The sequence below is a fragment of the Pseudoalteromonas sp. AS71 genome (assembly GCF_038900275.1).
GTDB lineage: Bacteria > Pseudomonadota > Gammaproteobacteria > Enterobacterales > Alteromonadaceae > Pseudoalteromonas.
The window spans coordinates 102,164-119,779 of sequence record NZ_JBBMQZ010000006.1; the positions used below are offsets into that span (position 1 = coordinate 102,164).

At 40.5% G+C, this 17,616-nt stretch carries 15 protein-coding genes and 1 riboswitch; of the genes, 7 read left to right on the plus strand and 8 right to left on the minus strand.

Annotated features, from left to right (window positions below):
- Window positions 1–3 precede the first annotated feature (3 nt).
- Both WNY98_RS06225 and WNY98_RS06230 read left to right on the plus strand, forming a co-directional pair.
- Window positions 4–267, plus strand: coding sequence for a YkgJ family cysteine cluster protein (locus WNY98_RS06225; protein WP_007581895.1), 264 nt, complete (start codon window positions 4–6; stop codon window positions 265–267).
- A gap of 210 nt (window positions 268–477) precedes the next feature.
- Window positions 478–948 (plus strand): hypothetical protein, encoded by a 471-nt coding sequence (locus tag WNY98_RS06230; RefSeq protein WP_342877402.1) that lies wholly within the window; start codon window positions 478–480, stop codon window positions 946–948.
- Window positions 949–1,056: 108 nt separating this feature from the next.
- Here the strand turns inward: WNY98_RS06230 and WNY98_RS06235 are convergent, their stop codons facing one another.
- On the minus strand, window positions 1,057–2,922 hold the full coding sequence (locus tag WNY98_RS06235) for a TonB-dependent receptor (RefSeq protein ID WP_342877403.1): 1,866 nt from the start codon (window positions 2,920–2,922) through the stop codon (window positions 1,057–1,059).
- A 187-nt stretch (window positions 2,923–3,109) separates the two neighbouring features.
- Between WNY98_RS06235 and WNY98_RS06240 the strand changes: the two genes are divergently transcribed.
- Entirely contained in the window at window positions 3,110–3,598 is a 489-nt protein-coding gene (locus WNY98_RS06240; RefSeq protein ID WP_342877404.1) for a peptide-methionine (S)-S-oxide reductase, read from the plus strand.
- Window positions 3,599–3,881: 283 nt separating this feature from the next.
- Here the strand turns inward: WNY98_RS06240 and WNY98_RS06245 are convergent, their stop codons facing one another.
- The 4 genes from WNY98_RS06245 to WNY98_RS06260 form a co-directional block, all read right to left on the minus strand.
- Window positions 3,882–4,433 (minus strand): DUF4136 domain-containing protein, encoded by a 552-nt coding sequence (locus WNY98_RS06245; RefSeq protein WP_076924166.1) that lies wholly within the window; start codon window positions 4,431–4,433, stop codon window positions 3,882–3,884.
- A gap of 108 nt (window positions 4,434–4,541) precedes the next feature.
- Window positions 4,542–7,319: an ATPase gene (locus WNY98_RS06250; RefSeq protein WP_182748592.1), complete on the minus strand. Its 2,778-nt coding sequence runs from the start codon at window positions 7,317–7,319 to the stop codon at window positions 4,542–4,544.
- Window positions 7,316–7,864 (minus strand): hypothetical protein, encoded by a 549-nt coding sequence (locus tag WNY98_RS06255; protein WP_024605891.1) that lies wholly within the window; start codon window positions 7,862–7,864, stop codon window positions 7,316–7,318. Before WNY98_RS06255 ends, WNY98_RS06250 begins: the two co-directional genes overlap by 4 nt.
- Window positions 7,865–7,867: 3 nt before the next feature.
- Complete coding sequence (locus WNY98_RS06260; RefSeq protein ID WP_342877405.1) at window positions 7,868–9,139, minus strand: hypothetical protein; 1,272 nt, start codon at window positions 9,137–9,139, stop codon at window positions 7,868–7,870.
- Between the two features lie 222 nt (window positions 9,140–9,361).
- Here WNY98_RS06260 and nhaD point away from each other — a divergent pair, with 222 nt between their 5' ends.
- Both nhaD and lysC read left to right on the plus strand, forming a co-directional pair.
- Complete coding sequence (nhaD, locus tag WNY98_RS06265; protein ID WP_342877406.1) at window positions 9,362–10,609, plus strand: sodium:proton antiporter NhaD; 1,248 nt, start codon at window positions 9,362–9,364, stop codon at window positions 10,607–10,609.
- A 101-nt stretch (window positions 10,610–10,710) separates the two neighbouring features.
- Window positions 10,711–10,883, plus strand: a riboswitch (Lysine riboswitch).
- A 75-nt stretch (window positions 10,884–10,958) separates the two neighbouring features.
- The gene (gene lysC / locus WNY98_RS06270; protein ID WP_342877407.1) at window positions 10,959–12,362 is read left to right on the plus strand and encodes a lysine-sensitive aspartokinase 3; all 1,404 of its coding nucleotides are present in this window, start codon (window positions 10,959–10,961) and stop codon (window positions 12,360–12,362) included.
- 46 nt (window positions 12,363–12,408) lie between these two features.
- Here lysC and WNY98_RS06275 read toward each other — a convergent pair whose 3' ends face one another.
- Entirely contained in the window at window positions 12,409–13,167 is a 759-nt protein-coding gene (locus tag WNY98_RS06275) for a 4'-phosphopantetheinyl transferase superfamily protein (RefSeq protein ID WP_342877408.1), read from the minus strand.
- Between the two features lie 141 nt (window positions 13,168–13,308).
- Here WNY98_RS06275 and WNY98_RS06280 point away from each other — a divergent pair, with 141 nt between their 5' ends.
- Complete coding sequence (locus tag WNY98_RS06280) at window positions 13,309–14,631, plus strand: sodium-dependent transporter (protein WP_342877409.1); 1,323 nt, start codon at window positions 13,309–13,311, stop codon at window positions 14,629–14,631.
- A gap of 94 nt (window positions 14,632–14,725) precedes the next feature.
- Here the strand turns inward: WNY98_RS06280 and WNY98_RS06285 are convergent, their stop codons facing one another.
- Window positions 14,726–15,706, minus strand: a complete 981-nt coding sequence (locus WNY98_RS06285) for a 2-hydroxyacid dehydrogenase (RefSeq protein WP_342877410.1) — start codon at window positions 15,704–15,706, stop codon at window positions 14,726–14,728.
- A gap of 98 nt (window positions 15,707–15,804) precedes the next feature.
- A complete protein-coding gene (locus WNY98_RS06290) occupies window positions 15,805–16,365 on the minus strand; it encodes a glutathione peroxidase (protein ID WP_342877411.1) in 561 nt (186 codons plus the stop codon).
- A gap of 121 nt (window positions 16,366–16,486) precedes the next feature.
- On the opposite strand from WNY98_RS06290, the gene WNY98_RS06295 reads away from it, so the two are divergent.
- Window positions 16,487–17,368 carry an NAD(P)-dependent oxidoreductase gene (locus tag WNY98_RS06295; protein WP_342877412.1) on the plus strand — a complete coding sequence of 294 codons (882 nt, stop codon included), beginning with the start codon at window positions 16,487–16,489 and terminating at the stop codon, window positions 17,366–17,368.
- The last annotated feature ends 248 nt before the right edge of the window (window positions 17,369–17,616 follow it).

Consider the following 17,616-nt stretch of genomic DNA (forward strand, 5'->3'; position numbering starts at 1 on the left):
ATTATGAAAACCGAATCGATGAGTTGCAGGCTAGGCTGCGGTGCATGTTGTATTGCGCCAAGTATTAGTTCGCCTATTCCAGGTATGCCAAATGGTAAAAAGGCCGGAGAGCGCTGTATTCAGCTAGACGAACGTAATTTATGTAAGTTGTTTGGTGATTCAAGCCGACCTAAAGTATGTAGTGATTTTAGCGCTACGCTTGATGTGTGCGGGTCAACAAATGCACAAGCTCTAGCGCTTATTACAGAGCTCGAAGAGCTAACTTAATTTTCGTTTTTAATACACATCTATTTACATATATTATTTATAAAAATAAAAATCTTCACAAAGCAATTAAAAGCAGTCGTTAATTTATTTAATGGTGAAATATTAGACATATTTAATTTTGTTGCTAATATGGGAAATTGTAAGATGCTTTTTATACATCTTATCTATAGGTGATTTCGTTCAATCTTAATTTTTTAAAAGGAAAGAAAAATGAAAAATTTACTTACAGCATTTACATTAGGTGTGACTTTATTAGGTTGTTCAAACTTACCCATTAAAACCGATATTAAAGAAGACCACTTTAGGCTCGAGAACTTTAAAAGAGAGCAAGGCGTAGATAGAGAATATGTCCACTTGATGTGCTTTAACAAAAAACCGACACAATGGGCTGAACCAAAGCAGTATAACAGTGGTGAGCATGATTTATGGGTAAAGGCGAGTGTTTCAAACCCTGATGTTTTAAACAGTCAAAAAGAAGCTTTTGTTAATTTTAACGTTAATTTAGATTCTGATAAAAGTTACATGTTAAATAGAAAAAGGGAAGGGGATAAAATATCAATTTGGATACAAGAGGTCGAAACCGGTACAGTTGTTTCGCAGGTTCTTACAGACGAGCTTAGTCGCCCTTTACAAATTGATAATGAGCTAAGAAAAAGACAATGTCGTTCTGGTTCAATATAAGCTGAGTAATCAATGCTCTTAATATTTGATGAGCTGTTTATGCCTTGCTAAACATTCATCCAAAGGCCTGTTTTAAATAAACAGGCCTTTGGATGTGATAGCTCAATTTTACCAACTATACGTTGCGCTTAACGTATATTGCTCACCTCGCCCTGGTGTACCTGGTATCTCTTCAAACGATTCACCCCAGAGGTTATCTGCTGCTAAAGTAATAAATAAGTTTTTTAGCATTGGCGGCGTAATTTTTAACGTTAAATGAGTAAATAAAGCATCGTCGTCACTACCGCGCAGCGCATTTTCGTGCTGTTTGCGCCACTCGTTATCTATTCTAAACTGCAATATATCAGTAGGATTCCAAACTGCGCCGAGTGTTAGGCGGTGATCAGGAAAGTTTAATGCGTAAAAACTAGCGTCAATATCTGCCGCACCGTAATTTTCTGATTTATGAAGGTAGGTGTAACTCGCTACAATTTCGGTTGTTTCAAAGTGTTTAGTTGCTAAAAACTCAATGCCCGTCGTATTTATATCTACAGGGTTTGCAAAGCGCGCAGAGCTTGAATCAAAATTAAACGTCCAATCGGTTAAGTTGTCATCTTTGCGATAAAAAATAGCTGAATTAAGTTGCCAAGTTTGCTCATCAACTAATAAACCTAGCTCTAGGCTTTTAGTCGTTTCGCGCTCAAGGGTGTAATTACTTCTAAATAACCCGCCTGAATCACTTCCGCCAATGGCGGTATAGCCTGCTACTTGGCTCGCCTCTGCGTACGATAGATAAAACGTGCGCTCAAAACCTTTACTGTTATGTGTATTAAGCGTTATATCACCAATAAGTGACAGTTCAGAGTCGTCTCTATTTGTATCGTCAAACGCAGCACCTAAACGAAATGTAAGTTGTTTGTTACCCTCAAGCGCCATTTTGTATTCAGGCAATACGCTTAATTTATAATACTTACGAGAGGTAAAGTTGTTTTCAAGCGTGGTAGATTCAATTGAGTCGTCAATAAACTGTACTGAATAATTTACAGCAAATACATCGCTTTGAGCATGATGCCCCGATAGCGCTAACGACTTAACTTCACTTTTGTGAAACGCTTCAAAAGCGCTTGGATTTTCGCGAGAGTAAATATAATGATCGTCGTGTGTGCGGTAATATGCCGACACTTCAAAATTACTATCCTGTGCATAATTTTGCTTATGGTTTAGCATTAATAAGCGAGTTTCTAGCTCTTCTGTTTCGTTAACGCCAAATGGAGTGTACAAATTTGGCCAACCAAAAAACTTATCTTGTGAGCCAAAAAATAAATCTGTTTGAGAATCAGCGCTAGCTAATTGAACGCGACCCGATGCACGCGTAAAGTCGTGATCGCCGTTATCAATAGTGCCATCGCTTTGTGAATGAGAAATCTCACCTTCAAAACCAAGCTTCCAATCCTTTGCGCCTTCAAGGGGCATACTCACACCTGCATGTAAGCTTTGTAAGTTAAAATCGTTTGTGCCAGTACCTACCGATACACTGCCGCCCGTGCTAATTGGTTTCCAGCCAAACGATACAGTGCCTACAGAGCTATTAGCTCCATTAAGCGCATTGTCTGCGCCTGTTAAAATATAAGGGCCGGTAAGCATTTGCGGTGCAATAGGAATTTCAGCAAAATAATGCCCAGACTGTGGGTCAAGTAAAGTAGCACTACCAATCCTAAAGCCGGTGTTTTCAAAAATACCACCGCGTATAGTTACATCGGCTTGCGCTTCAGCCATATTACGTGATTGTAAATCAACACGTGGGTCATATTCTAAATTAGATACTGGAGAGTCAAATGTACCTACAGGTAACGTGTTTGCAGTGGGCGATGCCTCAACTGTTATTTTTTCGATTGCCGGTGATGTTTCAGTTTTATCAGTTACAGCTTCGCCGTAGGCAAAACTGCTCACGCTGCATAGCAGTGCAGGGAGTATAAAGTGCGGTGACCATTTCATGTTGTGTGTCTCATTTTTTATATGCAATTACGATAACAATTAAATTCAGAACACACTTTTAAGGCGTGATAAAATAATTCAATTAAACAACTGCGATTTTGGCGCGATTGTACATTAATTCATTAAAAACTGCATTTGATAATCATTTGCAAAGTTAATGCATCTAACAAACTTGGTCACATTTATTATGAATATAAAACAACATGATACTATTTACTTTGCTGGTGGCTGCCTGTGGGGCGTACAAGAATTTTTAAAGCACTTACCAGGCGTAATAAGTACTGAAGCAGGGCGCGCTAATGGTACAAGCAAAACCACTAACGGCGAATACGATGGTTATGCCGAATGCGTAAAGGTAATTTTTGACCCAAAAGTCGTTAGCCTAAATAAGCTGTATGACTACTTTTTTGAAATTATTGACCCATACAGCATTAATAAACAAGGGGATGACGTAGGCCCCAAATATCGCACTGCCATCTATAGCAAAAGCCAAGATCATTTAGAGGTTGCTAGCAATTATATAAGCCAGCGAAGTGATGCTGATAAAATTGTGGTAGGAGTAGAGCTGCTAACTAACTACGTGCCAAGCGATCCTGAGCATCAAGACCGCTTAACTAATCATCCTGATGACTATTGCCATATACCGCTTGAGTTACTGCATAAGTATAAATCGTAAATTTAACGCGGTGTTTTTTGTAGACGTGCAGCTTGCTGACGTGACGAGCGTAGCTCGTAATTTAGAGTAAAAATAAGTACATAAGGGCAAGTAATTAGAAGCTATCGCTTCTCGCGCAAGCAAGCTTAGCGCCTACAGATAAAATTTAACACGGTGTTTTTGTAGACGTGCAGCTTGCTGGCGTGACGGGCGTAGCTCGTAATTACTTTATTTTAAAAGTTCCAAAAATACACACCCACAAAAAAGCTCACATGCTGTGAGCTTTTTAAAAACTAATTTTAACTTACAGCTGCTTTTGCGGCGGGAAGTTACTTAAAATTTCGCTCACTGTTTTATTAATTGATGCTTCACGTTGTTCTGGCGATTGATTTTTCTTTAATCGACCTTCTTTCGCACCGCGCCATACAAGCTGGTTAGATTCACGATCTACAATATCAATAATCAACGTACCCACTTCGTATTCACGCGCGGTTGTATCACGTTGAAAACCAGTACCCCAATAACCCCAATGCGGGCGGTAGTTTACATTAAATGTATCTACTTCAAGCTCTTTGTCTACCGATGCATGATAATTAACAAGCACATCAGCCTGTGCTGCATCAACTAAGCTCATACCTAATGTTTGGCTCAGCTCTGCGTTTACGGCAGTGCGAACACGCTTTTCCATTAGGCCATTTATTTGATAGTTATTTGTGTCTTTAGTTAGGCTGGCGTTTTCTACCCAAGCAAATGTTTTAAAATTGCTAAAGTTAGCTGATTTATCGTAATCCCAATCAGGGGTTTGTGTACAGGCCGTAAGTAGTGCTAGCGCTGCAACAATAAGTATATTTTTCATTACGTTTGCTCCAATAAAATGCATTAATTTAAAATAACACACATAGTTTAAATGTGTATTATTTAAACGTCCTATATTTTAGTTTAGTTGGTTTGCCTTAACGGCCAATTAATTGTGTTCAACTTCAATCCAATCTTTTTCATCTACCCAGTTTTGTGCACCGTCTTTTACCGAGCGAATCGGCACAATGTAGTCACAACTTATTTGCGGCTTAACTGAGGCAAATATAGGAACAAAACCAAAGCTTAGTGCGGTTTCTATAATTGCTTTTTGATTTTGTGGGTCAATGTCGGCCGCTTCATCTATGTAAATAGGTATACGGTATAGGTTTTGTTCCTGATCGCTTAATAAGTAACGAATAAACAACATGCCACACAATAACTTAATCGTAATACGTGTGCCGTTTGAACCTGCAGAATCTATTTTTTCAAAGTGTTCGGTTTCACCTGCGCGGTTAACCACTTCAAAGCGAATATCAAATAAATCGGTAAGTGTTAAGCCCGCTTTATCTGAGGCGAGTTTAATTAAGTGATCTTTCGCTTCGTTTACCGCGCTTTCGCTATAAGGTTCTTGGCTAAGTAAATCAAGCGTGTCGCCTTGTTCAAACTGATGCGACGTGCTGATAATGGTATCGATACTATCAACCAGCATTTTGCGAGGTATTACGTTAATTTTAAACGCTTGCAGATTTGAAATACGGTGCTGGCTTATGCCTTTATTAAAGCTATTCATTTCGCGGCGAAGGCGGTCTAAATCTTCTCGCAAGCCTTTAATAGTTGCGGCCACTTCGGTAAGCGCAACGCGTGCTTGGCGCTCAACGGCATCGCGTTCGTTATCAATATTATGAAAGGCGCTTATTAGTTTTTGGTATTTAGTAAACTCGTCGTTTTCATTGTCGAATTTAGTAATACCCGCGTTATATACATGCAAATAGGTGTTGCGTACGTTTATGTCAAAATTACGCAGCTCTTGGCAGTCTTTATTAAAGTGATGAACAAGGTCGCTTAAGTTATCAAAGTCGACTGTAATATCAATCATGTATGGAGTTACTTTACCGCTGTATAAATCAAGCGTGTGATCAATTCGCTCGCTCTTAACTTGGCGCAGACGCTCAGTTTGACGATTAATTTGCTCTTGTTTCGATTTAATTAACGAGCGGCGGTCGGCAATTGAGCCACTATTTTTTTGAATATCTTGCAGGTAGTCGTCAACTTGTTCGCGCTCAGCTAATAACTGCTCTTTTAGCATGGCTTGCGCTTCAACCGACTGCTGCATTACCTCAAACTGCTCTAAGCGTTTTAGGGCGCCCTCAAGGCTCATTAGCTCATCGTATAATTCGTCTTTTTCTTTTTGTTTGTCGGCAACGTTTGCAGCAACATCGCGCTGTTGCTTAAACTCTTTAAGTGAATGCTCAAGTGCGCTTAGCTGAGCGGTTAATTGCTCTTTGTTTTCGCCGCTTTGCATTTGCACAGGAGATAGCTTTTTAAGTTTAATGCTCGCACCTGGTAGCGTTAATACGCCGCCTTTTACGTTTTCACTTAATAGCGATAAAAACTCACCAAATGCATCTTCGTCATCAATGGTTATATCGCCATTGGTGGTGGTCGCAAACGAGAGAATGTCGGGGTTTAAAATGCGCGATATTTCTTCCACTTCTTTTAACGATAAGTCTTCGCGCATACGGGTAAACAAATTAAACTCAAGGTTTTTAAGTTGCAGTTTTAAGCTCTTAATTTGTTTTTGTGTTTCGCTAATGCGGTAGTCAAGCGTATGTAGGCTTTGCCCTTGTGCGCTGGTTATAGAGTGCGAAAGCGACTCGTAATCTTGCTTTAACTGAGTCAGGCTGGTTTTAAGCGTGGCTTTATTTACCAGTTCAAATTCACTTTTAAGCGCATCGTAATCTAAAAACCACTGCTCAATTTGTGTTTGTCTGCGCTCTATATCGCGCGATTGCTGTACGTATAGGCTTTGCTTTTGCTCAAACTCGTGTTTTTCGTGCTCTATATCTTCAAGCGCGATGACAAGCTCAGAGAGTTGCGACTCTTGATAGGTATCAAAATCAATCAGTGCTTGGTCAATTTTAGGGGCGTACGCCGCCAATTTACCTTTAAGCACGGTTTGGTTTTCAAGCATTGACTCAAGCGCGGCTATTGGCTCTTGCATTGACTCAAGGGCTTTTAATTCGCGTTTTGAGCGGTTTACTTTATCAAACGAGCGACGCCATACTTCATAAAAGTCGACCTTAGAGTTCGACATATGGCGTTCAAAAACGCGTAACATAAAGCGTTTTACGTCGCTTGCGCCCAATTTGTGTAAGTTAAGAATACGTCTAAATATTTCTTTATAAATAGAGGAGTCTTGGACATTATTAAGCGGGATCATCTTTAGGTTAATGTCGCCGTCAAAAGGCGTTGCGCCGCCAGTAAGTAGCGCGTTTAGCTCTTGTGCTTTAAGCTCAATAGGGTTGTAGTTAAGCGATTTTAAATGGTTGAACAGCTTGGTAAATTTAATAATAGTTTTACCTTGCGTGTACTGCTCTAAATCAAGCTTTCCTTGATAACAAAAGTACTGATGCGCGTAACCGGCAATTTTACCAAGTCCCGCAACGCCTATTACTACCGAGCCATGAGGCAAGTTAGCTTCTAGTAAAATGTACGACTGATCGGATGAAAAATAAAACTTACGGGTTTCATCTAAATCGTGTCCGTCCCATTCTGTTAAGCGCAAATCGTTAATAAGCGGAAACTGCAGGGCGTTAATAACCGAGCTTTTACCGGTGTTATTGGGCGCGCAAATAGAGCTGCTTTTATCAAGCGGGATCACACACTTTGCATAGCCTGCGGTGTTAAGTAGGGCGAGTTTGCTTAGTCCGTATAGATTTTTCATTCCTCGTCCTCTGTAATGTAGGTTTCTTCGTTTACTTCCATGAGTGCATCTATGTAGCGGTGAATTGGCGCTTGTAGCATAAAGCCGCCTTCTACTTCACGGGCTAAACCTAAGCGCACCATGCGCAGGTAAACGTCTTTACGCAAATCCGATCCCGAAAATATCTCAAGCTGATCAAACAAATGTTTGTTAATTTGCACCAGCGTTTGCATAAGCTCTAAATCGTTTACGTCGTCAAACAATGCGCGCATTGGGTCTTTACCCGTATTGGCGTAGTGCTCAATTAAAATGTAAATGGTGAGCGCGATAGCGCGAGATATTTTGCCCATATTTGGCGTACTTTCGTCGCTACCAAAATAATAAAAGCCACGGCTGTCGTGTTTTAAATCGTTACCTAGGGCGGTAAATAGGGCGGTGTAGTCTTCTATGTGTTGGTCAAGCTCTTGCCACATTACGTTGTCTTGCTCGCAAATGTGATAACCCGCTACTAATTTTTTATTAATGGCTTGTAGATGGGTTAGCTCGTCTAAGTTTATGTGTGTCATGGTTTATTTACCTGCCTTTGAATCTGGCTGAGGCTCTGAATTAAATGGATATAAAGAAAAGTGCTGACCGGCAATTTTTACGCGGGCTTTTTCATCGCTTTGAATTATTTTAATATCGCTGTCGCTGACTAATTTTTGATACAAAAATAGCATTTCGTCGGCATCGAGATCTGGATAGCTTTCGTCTAAAAATTGCAGCAAGGGCTGCGGCTTTTTGCGTTTTTTATTAAAGCGCTTAGCAAAGTTGGTTTTAACATCGTTGTAGTCAGGAATATTAGGCGTAACAAATGCAGGCACGTCTTGCTGGTCAGGCAATTGGTATTCTTCGTGTTCAAATTCAACCAAGCTTGCCATGTAAGCCACAATATGGCGTTGCTGACCAAGCGAATATCGCTGCGCGTCGCTTACAAAATTTGGCTGCACAGCACTTAGCATATTGTCTACACCACTTTTACGCACCAGCCCAAGTACTTTGGCTGCTTGGCGAGTAATTAAGTTATTACGACGTAGCTCCTCGCGCAGTGGCATAAGCATATCAGCACTTTTACGTAAGCTTTCTCGGCCCATTAAATGCATTTCGAGTATACGGGTACGTAATTGCTCCAGCATACGTTTGTCGTTATACGCTTTACCTGAGCGCTCAATGTGCAGTATTTGCTTACTTATTTGCTCTTCAATGAGGGTAAAACACGCATGAAACTCACCACGAATATCAACCATTTCAAGCATTGGCTCTATGTATTCGTCAAAGGCTTCTATTACCGCTTTATAACGCTTTTGCAGCGATTGCACTGCATTATTAGATTTAGCTTGTTCAACAATGTTTAAAATAGCGTTTTCGTTGTGCGTATAAAGCTTCATTATTTTACGCACCCGATCATCCATAATGCGGCTGTAGCGTCGTAAGTCGTCAAAGTCTTCTATTTCGCCAGCGTTATCTAGGCGATTTCCTAAACGTGCCAGGTCGTCTACTAATACGCTAATTTCTTGTGCTAAACCTAAATGCTCTTCTTGCAGTAAAAAAGTAGCAAAATCGGCAATGGCACGATTTATTTCAAGTTGAGAGGATTTAGCCAGTGGAATTAAAATATCTTGGTTTAACAAACGATTTGTTTCTTTATAAATGCGTTCGTTTGACCACGTAGGCTGCTTTTGCTTAATCGCGTTTTGTACGTCTTTTAGGCTAAAGTCAGCCATTTTAAAACGTTTAAATAATAGCTCTAATACACCCCAATGTTCGGTTATGGTGTTTAGCAGCTTTTTAGCTGGGATCATAAGGGGTTACAACATCCTAGTATTTTATTATTGAGTTCTTTTAGAAGACTCATTATTACGTATTTTTAATTAACCTTGTCTGTATATAGTATTCGTTTTTAAGACCATTTAATAATAGTTTTTGCATAGAGGCAGTGCTAAAATTCGCGCCGAAAATAGGCACATGAAATGGAATGTTATTTGTGTGTTCTTTAAAACTATATCAAAGGTTGTTTAACTACCATGGTTTCCTCGATTATTCTAACCCTGATAGCGATTGCATTTTTACTGATCGTTATAGAAGATATAATCCATGTAAATAAAGCTAAAACCACGCTGTTTTTTGGTACGCTTTGCTGGATTCTTCTTTTTATATACCCCCTACACGGGCAAAGCCCCGATACGATTCAGCATCTTTTAAACGAAAATATTTTAGAAATTGCCTCATTATGGCTATTTTTAATGGCTGCAATGACCTTTGTCGCGTATTTAAATTCAAAGGGGTTTATAGAAAATATTGTGCACCGTGTTATGCCAAAAAGTATTAGCGAAAAAAAGCTCATGTTTTTGGTGGGTGGTTTTGCGTTTTTGTTTTCGTCGATTTCAGATAACGTAACAGCGACGCTTATATCGCTTGCGGTTGTTATGTCGTTAAAGCTTGAACCTAAAAAGCTCGTTAAATACGCCACGCTTATTGTGTTTGGAGTGAACTCAGGTGGGGTATCGCTAATAACAGGTGACGTAACCACACTAATGATATTTTTAGATGGCAAAGTAACCATTGCTCGTTTATTACTACTTATAGCGCCAGCACTTGCAAGCGTTATGCTGCTTGCTGCGTTACTGTCTATAGGTATGAAAGGGCGTGTTGAGTTTGCTAGTGCAGGTAAAACCCGCATTGAAAAAACCGACATAACCATTGCTGTTATATTTTTATCTACCGTAGTGAGCACACTTACGTTGAGTGTAATTTACAGCGTACCGCCTTTATTAACCTTTTTGTTTGGCTTATCAGTGATGTTTTTAGTGGCGCAATTTTTAATGCGCAAAAAAGACATAAACAAAGACATAATCGATTTTGTTCGCGATATAGAATACGACACATTATTGTTTTTTGTAGGTGTACTTTTACTTGTTGGCGCACTTAAAGAAATTGGTATGTTGAGTAAATTTACCGACCTATACACGGTAATGGCACCAGAATACGCAAACTACTTAATGGGCATATTATCAGCTGGGGTCGATAACGTACCGCTTACCGCTGCATTATTAAAAGCCAATATAGTAATGAGCCAACAACACTGGTTGTCGTTTACGTATGCAACGGGCGTGGGCGGTTCAATGCTTATTATTGGTTCGGCTGCGGGCATTATTGCCATGAGTAAAGTTAAAGCGCTTACCTTTATGAGCTACTTGCGTTTATCGCTGCATTTATTAATTTGTTACACGGTTGGATATGCGGGCTCGTATTACATGGGCAGTTTTATTTAACTCATAAATTATTAAATGCTTGACAGCTAGACGTCTAAACGATAACTTTCAAAGCCCCGCTACTTAGTGGGGTTTTGTTTTATTAGCCACTGGTTAATAAAGCATTCAGAAGAGGTGCGATACTTAGGTACTTAATGTTAGGCGACGAAAGCCGATGATCATTAAGGAGGGAAGTACTCGCCGAGGAAAATAATGGTACGTCGTCATTGTTTTTCGGTTTATGGGGCTGAATCCTCAAAACTGTCACCAATATAGGTGGAGAGCTTCTGGCAGTGGACTTATCTTCAAGCATTCCTTTGCCAAGTTCTTCTTGTTTTATTGCGGTTTGGATACCGCGAAAGGAGACTAAATGACTACCCAATCAGCGCCACAAACAGTGCCTAAAACAGAGTTAAGCGCAAAATCAGATTACATCGTTGCCAAATTTGGCGGAACCAGTGTTGCAAATTTTGAAGCGATGAGTCGCTGTAGCGAAATTATTGTTGCAGATAAAAGCGTACGTATTGTTGCCGTGAGCGCCAGTGCCGGCGTAACTAATCACTTAGTTGCACTGTGTAAATCAAGCATTACTTCAAGTGAGCGCCAAGAACACATAAACGGCGTGCTTGCTATTCAACAAACTATTTTAGATGAATTATCGCTAGATGCCGATTTAGCGGTTGGCTTTAACGAAACCCTAAAAGCATTTCAAACATTGGCTCAAGAGCCACTAACAACCGATCAGCAACACGACGAGCTACTTAGCTTTGGTGAGCGTTTGTCGTCGTATTTGTTTGCACAGGTACTTCGTTTACAGGGTTTAAATGCCGATCGCTTTGATGTGCGCAAGGTGCTTAAAACAGACAGCCAATTTGGCAAAGCAACGCCCAATGTTTCAGCCACAGCGCAAGCTGCTAAAGAGCATTTAATTCCGTTATTAGACGTTCAAGTAATTGTAACTCAGGGATTTATTGGTAGTGACGAATACGGTCACACCACAACGCTAGGACGTGGTGGTTCAGACTACAGCGCTGCATTATTAGCTGAAGCAATTAACGCTAAAAGTGTGCATATTTGGACCGACGTAGTGGGCATTTTTAGCACCGACCCGCGTTTGTGCGCAAAAGCGACGCCTATTGCACGCTTAAGTTTTGACGAAGCCGCTGAAATGGCAACCTTTGGCGCAAAAGTATTACACCCAGCAACTATTTTACCAGCGAGCCGTAGCCACATTAACGTGTTTGTAGGTTCTAGCCGCGAGCCAGAGCGTGGCGGTACATGGATTGAGCGCGAAAAATCGCAGCAACCAGGTATACGCGCAGTAACGCAACGTAAAAACCAAATATTGCTTACGCTTAAAAGCCCAGAAATGCTACTAGCAAGCGGCTTTTTAGCACGCGTATTTACACTATTAAGTGAATACAATATATCTGTAGATTTGGTAACCACATCAGAAATCAGTGTAGCTATAACGCTTGATAACGCGCAAAATGCCTCGCGTCCAGAGCTTGATCAAGAATGCCTAGATAAGCTTGCAGAGTTTTGCCATGTTTCGGTAGAAAACAACCTAACATTGGTGGCACTTATTGGCTCTGAGATTCAATTACGCCAACACGAAATGAACTTAATGAGTGTGCTAAAAGATTTTAACATTCGATTAATTTGTCACGGTGCAAGTAAGCACAACCTGTGCTTTTTAGTAGAGCAAACTGAGTCAGATAACGTAGTACAGTCTATTCATAGTCGTTTATTAGAAAATGATTTTGCTGCGTAAATCGCGCTTATTCAGCAAAGCGATTTATTAAAGTTACTTAATAAAATTAGTTAACAAAATCAGTTAATAAAAAGCATCGCCAGTCGATGCTTTTTTTATGCACCACACTTATATCAAAACAAACATTGCTGTCACTGCTATCAGCTACAGTAACGCGATTACTGCAAGCACTGAGCTTTGCACTATTTAATTCGTCAAACACATTAGGGCTAAGTAGTTTTGCAATAGGGCGGCTGGTGGCTTTAGCAAGTGACTCTTTTAATGTCCAAATTCTAAAAAACGTATCTGCTTGAGTTTGAACGTTAGTGGGCTTGGTAATAAGTGTAATTTCATCATTATGATAAAAATGCTTAGCGAGTTTTTCAAATGGGCGCTTTAGGCTTACTTTTTCAATATCAAAACCAAATTCACTTTTACCAAGGTTAAGCGCAACCCCAACTAAACCATGCGAGTGCGAAATACAGGTATTAATAACATCACCATTTACATGTAGTTGCAGCTTTGAGCTTGCCTCGTCAAATTCTGTACTCATTTTATTAAGTGCTACGAGCGCATGTTGCGGCTGCGTTATTTTAATAAGGTGCTTTAACAATAACCGCGTAGCTAAATACTCTTGCTTAGCTTGCGGGCTTTTGCGGCGGTTTATAATGGCTAACTCAAACAGGCTTAAGCAATCGGGCAAATTAAAGTCACTAAGCTCAAGTGTTTTAGCATTAAATAATAAAATACTGTTACTAGCTAAAGGCAAATTTGCAAATTGAGTTGAAGTAATACTCAAGGCGTTTTTAAAATAGTGTTCAGTCATAAAAGCCCTAAAGCAAAAGAAGTCGCTGATATTGTGAGCGGTTAACGCCCCTAATAAAGGCTGGGTACAATTTTATTACTCAGCTGGCATGAAATATGGTTTAATTCACAATAATCAAAATAATAACAGATTTGTAGATGTATGGCACAAGTGCGTGATGGGTTTCAAAGCCGACTTGGTTTTGTTTTAGCCGCTGCTGGCGCAGCAGTGGGTTTAGGTAATATTTGGGGTTTTCCTACGCAAGCGGCCAACCATGGCGGCGGTGCATTTTTACTGGTTTACTTTATTGTTATATTTTTACTTGCGCTCCCTGCGCTGTATACCGAACTTTATTTAGGCCACAAAGCACAAGCTAATCCGGTAAAAGCATTGGGCGATGCATGGCAAAGCACTAACCGCAAAGTAGGCGCAACAGCAGGTTATATTGGTCTTGCGGGCGCGGTTGTTATGCTAAGTTTTTACTCAATAGTAGCAGGGTGGATGCTCTCATACGCTATTGAACCCATAACAACCTTTTTAGGTTTCACAGGCGCAAGCGAATTTTTACATAGCGACTCAGTGCTTCGTAATTTTGTATTTACGCCGCTTATGCTTATTTTAACTGCCAGTATTATTTTAAAAGGTGTTAAATCGGGAATCGAAACCTGGTCGCGCCGTTTAATGCCACTGCTACTCGTATTGCTTGTTGGTTTAATTGCCTACATTGCAACACTCGATGGCGCAAGTGAAGGCTTTGCCGCGTATTTAATTCCTGATTTTAGCCAAATACTCGACCCTAATTTGATTATTGCCGCAATGGGGCAAGCGTTCTTTTCGCTCTCGTTAGGTGTGGGTTGTATGATGATTTACGGATCGTATTTACAGCCAGATGCTAATTTACCAAAGCTCACAGCCGGTGTTGCCTTACTCGATACCAGCGTTGCTTTTTTAGCGGGGTTACTTATTATTCCTGCTATTTATGTGGCGCAGCATAACGGTGTAGAGGTATTTAGTGGCGGTAAACTGATTGGCGAAGGGCAACTTATTTTTGCTATTTTACCTGCGCTATTTAGCACCATGGGCGAAATTGGTTTATTAGTGGGTTTACTGTTTTTTGTATTAATGTCTATCGCATCGGTTACGTCAACTATATCGACAACTGAGATTCCGGTGGCGTTTTTAGTCGAAAACCACAACGTTAGCCGCACCAAAGCAACGTGGGCGGTAAGCGCCGTTGTACTTGTGTGTGCAAGCGCGATTATACTAAATTTTGATTGGTTATTTGGCTTAGTTATTATGCTATTTACTCAATACCAATTGCCGCTTATGGGCTTGTTTTACTTTATTACAGTAGGGTGGATGTGGCAGCGTGGTAATACATTACACCAAGCAACAACCGGCGTACATTACTGGTTTGCTCAGTATATTCGTTTTGTTTGCCCAATATTAATGACCTTGGTATTTGCAAATGTTGCGTTTGGTTAAGCTCTATTTAAAGTGAATTTTTAAACAAAAAAAGCGAATAGGGCTCACCTTATTCGCTTTTTTTGTGCCTGTTATCTAGGTATAGCTTAGGTCTTTATAAAACCTCATTAGTTAGAGGCCTACCTTCACTTACTTCAAGTGCGTTAAATAGGGTTGTGTTTGCTATTTCGGTGAGTGCTTCTTGAGTAAAAAAGCCCTGATGCCCCGTTACTAATACGTTTTTAAAGCTCACTAAGCGCGAGAATATATCGTCTTGATTTATTTCGTCGCTGTGGTTTTTAAAAAATAGCTCTGACTCTTGCTCGTAAACGTCGAGCCCCAGGTAACCTAGCTTTTTAGTTTTAAGTGCGCTAATACACGCGTTACTATCAAGCAATGCACCGCGAGAAGTGTTAATGAGCATAACGCCAGTTTTCATTTTACTAAATGCCTCATCATTTATTAAATGATGAGTTTGCTCGTTCAGTGGGCAATGCAAAGAAATCACATCGCTTTGACTAAGTAAGGTGTCTATATCGGTAATTGTATGATTGCCAGGTTGCGCGTATGGATCGCACACTAATACTTTAGCGCCAAAGCCATTTAAAATGCTGCACAGCGCAAGGCCAATTTTACCGCAACCTACAATACCCACGGTTTTGTTGTGCAAGTTAAAACCTAGCAATCCGTTTAAATCAAAGTTGTCTTCGCGTACACGGTTATACGCTTTATGCGTTTTGCGGCTAAGTGTTAGCATAAGCGCTATACAGTGCTCAGCTACGGCTTCTGGGCTGTAAGCCGGTACGCGTAATACTTTAATTTTATGTGCTTTTGCTGCAGGTAAGTCAACGTTATTAAACCCTGCACAACGCAGCAAAATAGTATTAATGCCTTGGCTTGCCAGTTGCTCAATAACGGCGGTATTTACGGTATCGTTAACAAAAACACATATGGCATCAAACCCGCTTGCTAAAATAGCCGTTTGTTCGCTCAGGGCTTGCTCAAAATACGTTATTTTTATAGCGCTGTAATCGCGTGTACTTTGTTCAAAAAAAGGCAGTTCGTACTTTTGAGTACTAAAAAAAGCAATGTTCATGGTAATAGCCTCGACGCTTAAGGAGTATTATTTATTACTAATACAATAAACTACTTTATAAACCTGTGCTTTAGTAACACGCATTTTATTGATTTAAATTAAGCCTTAGCTGGCGTAAACAAAGGTATTTTTGATGCTACCTTTTTACCACCTCTTGCAGCGCTTAACTTTGCGGCTTGCAGTAGGTTGCTTTCTATTACTTGTATAAGTGTTTCGGGCTTAGTTCGCGGTGCATAGCGTGCAACAAGTTGCCCTTGTGAGTTAATTAAAAACTTAGTGAAATTCCACTTAATAGCACGATTTTGCGAAATACCCCGCGTATGCGATTTTAAATAATTAAACAACGGATGTGTTTCTGGCCCATTTACCATTACCTTGCCAAATACCTCAAACGAGATATTAAATTGATCTTGGTAAAAGTCTTTTATGGCTAAATTATCAAGCGGCTCATTTTGGCCAAACTGGTTACACGGAAACGCAAGCACAGTAAAACCATTGCCTTTGTATTGCTGATAGAGCTTTTCGAGTGCGTTTAATTGCACCGAAAAATTACACTTACTGGCTGTATTAACAATAAGGACGGTTTTGCCCTGTAACTGGCTAAGGGGAAAATTTTCGCTGTTGTAAAGTGGTGCATTAAATTGATAAATACTGTCCATAGGTTACCTACTTACCTTTCCCGCTAAGGAAATTTTATAAAGACTTTCATTCGCTTTTTTATCGACCGATTGACATAATCGAGGTCTAGTTTCTAAGTTATCAGTTTAATAGGTCATTTTTATGTCAATGAAAGTCGCATTTATAGGTTTAGGCGTAATGGGTTACCCAATGGCGGGGCATTTAGCAAAAGCAGGGCACAGCGTATGCGTTTATAACCGCACTCAAGCTAAAGCACAAGCGTGGACTGCAGAACATTCAGGAAGCTTTGCATCAACCCCGCGCGAAGCTGCCAGCAATGCCGACATCGTATTTATGTGTGTTGGTAACGATGATGATTTACGCTCAGTAGTGTATGGCGACGATGGCGTGTTAGCGGGCATGCTGCCGCACACTGTTTTGGTTGATCACACCACAACCTCTGCCGAAGTAGCCCGCGAAGTGGCTGCAAAAGCGGCTCTGCAAAATATCGACTTTATAGATGCGCCTGTATCGGGCGGGCAAGCTGGCGCCGAAAACGGCGTATTAACAGTTATGGCGGGTGGTAGTGAAGCTGTATTTGCTAAAGTGCAGCCAGTTATGGCGGCATTTAGTCGTTTTAGCCAATTACTAGGCGGCGTTGGGTCGGGACAACTTTGTAAAATGGTCAATCAAATTTGTATTGCTGGCGCAGTGCAAGGTTTAGCCGAAGGCTTACATTTTGCCAAGCAAGCTGGGCTTGATGGTGAAAAAGTAATAGAAACAATATCTAAAGGCGCTGCCGGTTCGTGGCAAATGGAAAACCGCTACAAAACTATGTGGGGAGGGGAATATGAGTTTGGCTTTGCCGTAGATTGGATGCGTAAAGATTTAGGCATTGCACTCGATGAAGCTAAAAACAACGGCGCTACTTTACCAATGACTGCAACGGTCGATCAATACTACGCCGACGTACAAGCTCTCGGCGGCGGCAGATACGATACCTCAAGCTTACTAGCACGTATTGAAGCACTGCATAAAAAATAACGTTTACGTTGAGTATGTCGATGTAGACTGCAAGCTTGCTTGCGTGACGAGCAAAGCCCGTAAAGTGATTTATTCACAAAGAGGTTATGAGGCGCTGCGCTTTTAGAGGCAGTGATAGATCTAAAAAATTATTGTTTTTATGTCTTCTCATTTACTCCTCATTCGCTTCTCTTTGTGAATAGAGTTTTATTTAAGTAATTAAAAGCTGTGCTTTTCACGTGAGCAAGCTCTACGTCTACCGCCGGAGT

Coding starts and splice junctions, on each gene's coding strand:
- WNY98_RS06225 (WP_007581895.1), top strand. CDS start 4: ATGAAAACCGAATCGATGAGTTGCAGGCTAGGCTGCGGTGCATGTTGT.
- WNY98_RS06230 (WP_342877402.1), top strand. CDS start 478: ATGAAAAATTTACTTACAGCATTTACATTAGGTGTGACTTTATTAGGT.
- WNY98_RS06235 (WP_342877403.1), bottom strand. CDS start 2,922: ATGAAATGGTCACCGCACTTTATACTCCCTGCACTGCTATGCAGCGTG.
- WNY98_RS06240 (WP_342877404.1), top strand. CDS start 3,110: ATGAATATAAAACAACATGATACTATTTACTTTGCTGGTGGCTGCCTG.
- WNY98_RS06245 (WP_076924166.1), bottom strand. CDS start 4,433: ATGAAAAATATACTTATTGTTGCAGCGCTAGCACTACTTACGGCCTGT.
- WNY98_RS06250 (WP_182748592.1), bottom strand. CDS start 7,319: ATGAAAAATCTATACGGACTAAGCAAACTCGCCCTACTTAACACCGCA.
- WNY98_RS06255 (WP_024605891.1), bottom strand. CDS start 7,864: ATGACACACATAAACTTAGACGAGCTAACCCATCTACAAGCCATTAAT.
- WNY98_RS06260 (WP_342877405.1), bottom strand. CDS start 9,139: ATGATCCCAGCTAAAAAGCTGCTAAACACCATAACCGAACATTGGGGT.
- nhaD (WP_342877406.1), top strand. CDS start 9,362: ATGGTTTCCTCGATTATTCTAACCCTGATAGCGATTGCATTTTTACTG.
- lysC (WP_342877407.1), top strand. CDS start 10,959: ATGACTACCCAATCAGCGCCACAAACAGTGCCTAAAACAGAGTTAAGC.
- WNY98_RS06275 (WP_342877408.1), bottom strand. CDS start 13,167: ATGACTGAACACTATTTTAAAAACGCCTTGAGTATTACTTCAACTCAA.
- WNY98_RS06280 (WP_342877409.1), top strand. CDS start 13,309: ATGGCACAAGTGCGTGATGGGTTTCAAAGCCGACTTGGTTTTGTTTTA.
- WNY98_RS06285 (WP_342877410.1), bottom strand. CDS start 15,706: ATGAACATTGCTTTTTTTAGTACTCAAAAGTACGAACTGCCTTTTTTT.
- WNY98_RS06290 (WP_342877411.1), bottom strand. CDS start 16,365: ATGGACAGTATTTATCAATTTAATGCACCACTTTACAACAGCGAAAAT.
- WNY98_RS06295 (WP_342877412.1), top strand. CDS start 16,487: ATGTCAATGAAAGTCGCATTTATAGGTTTAGGCGTAATGGGTTACCCA.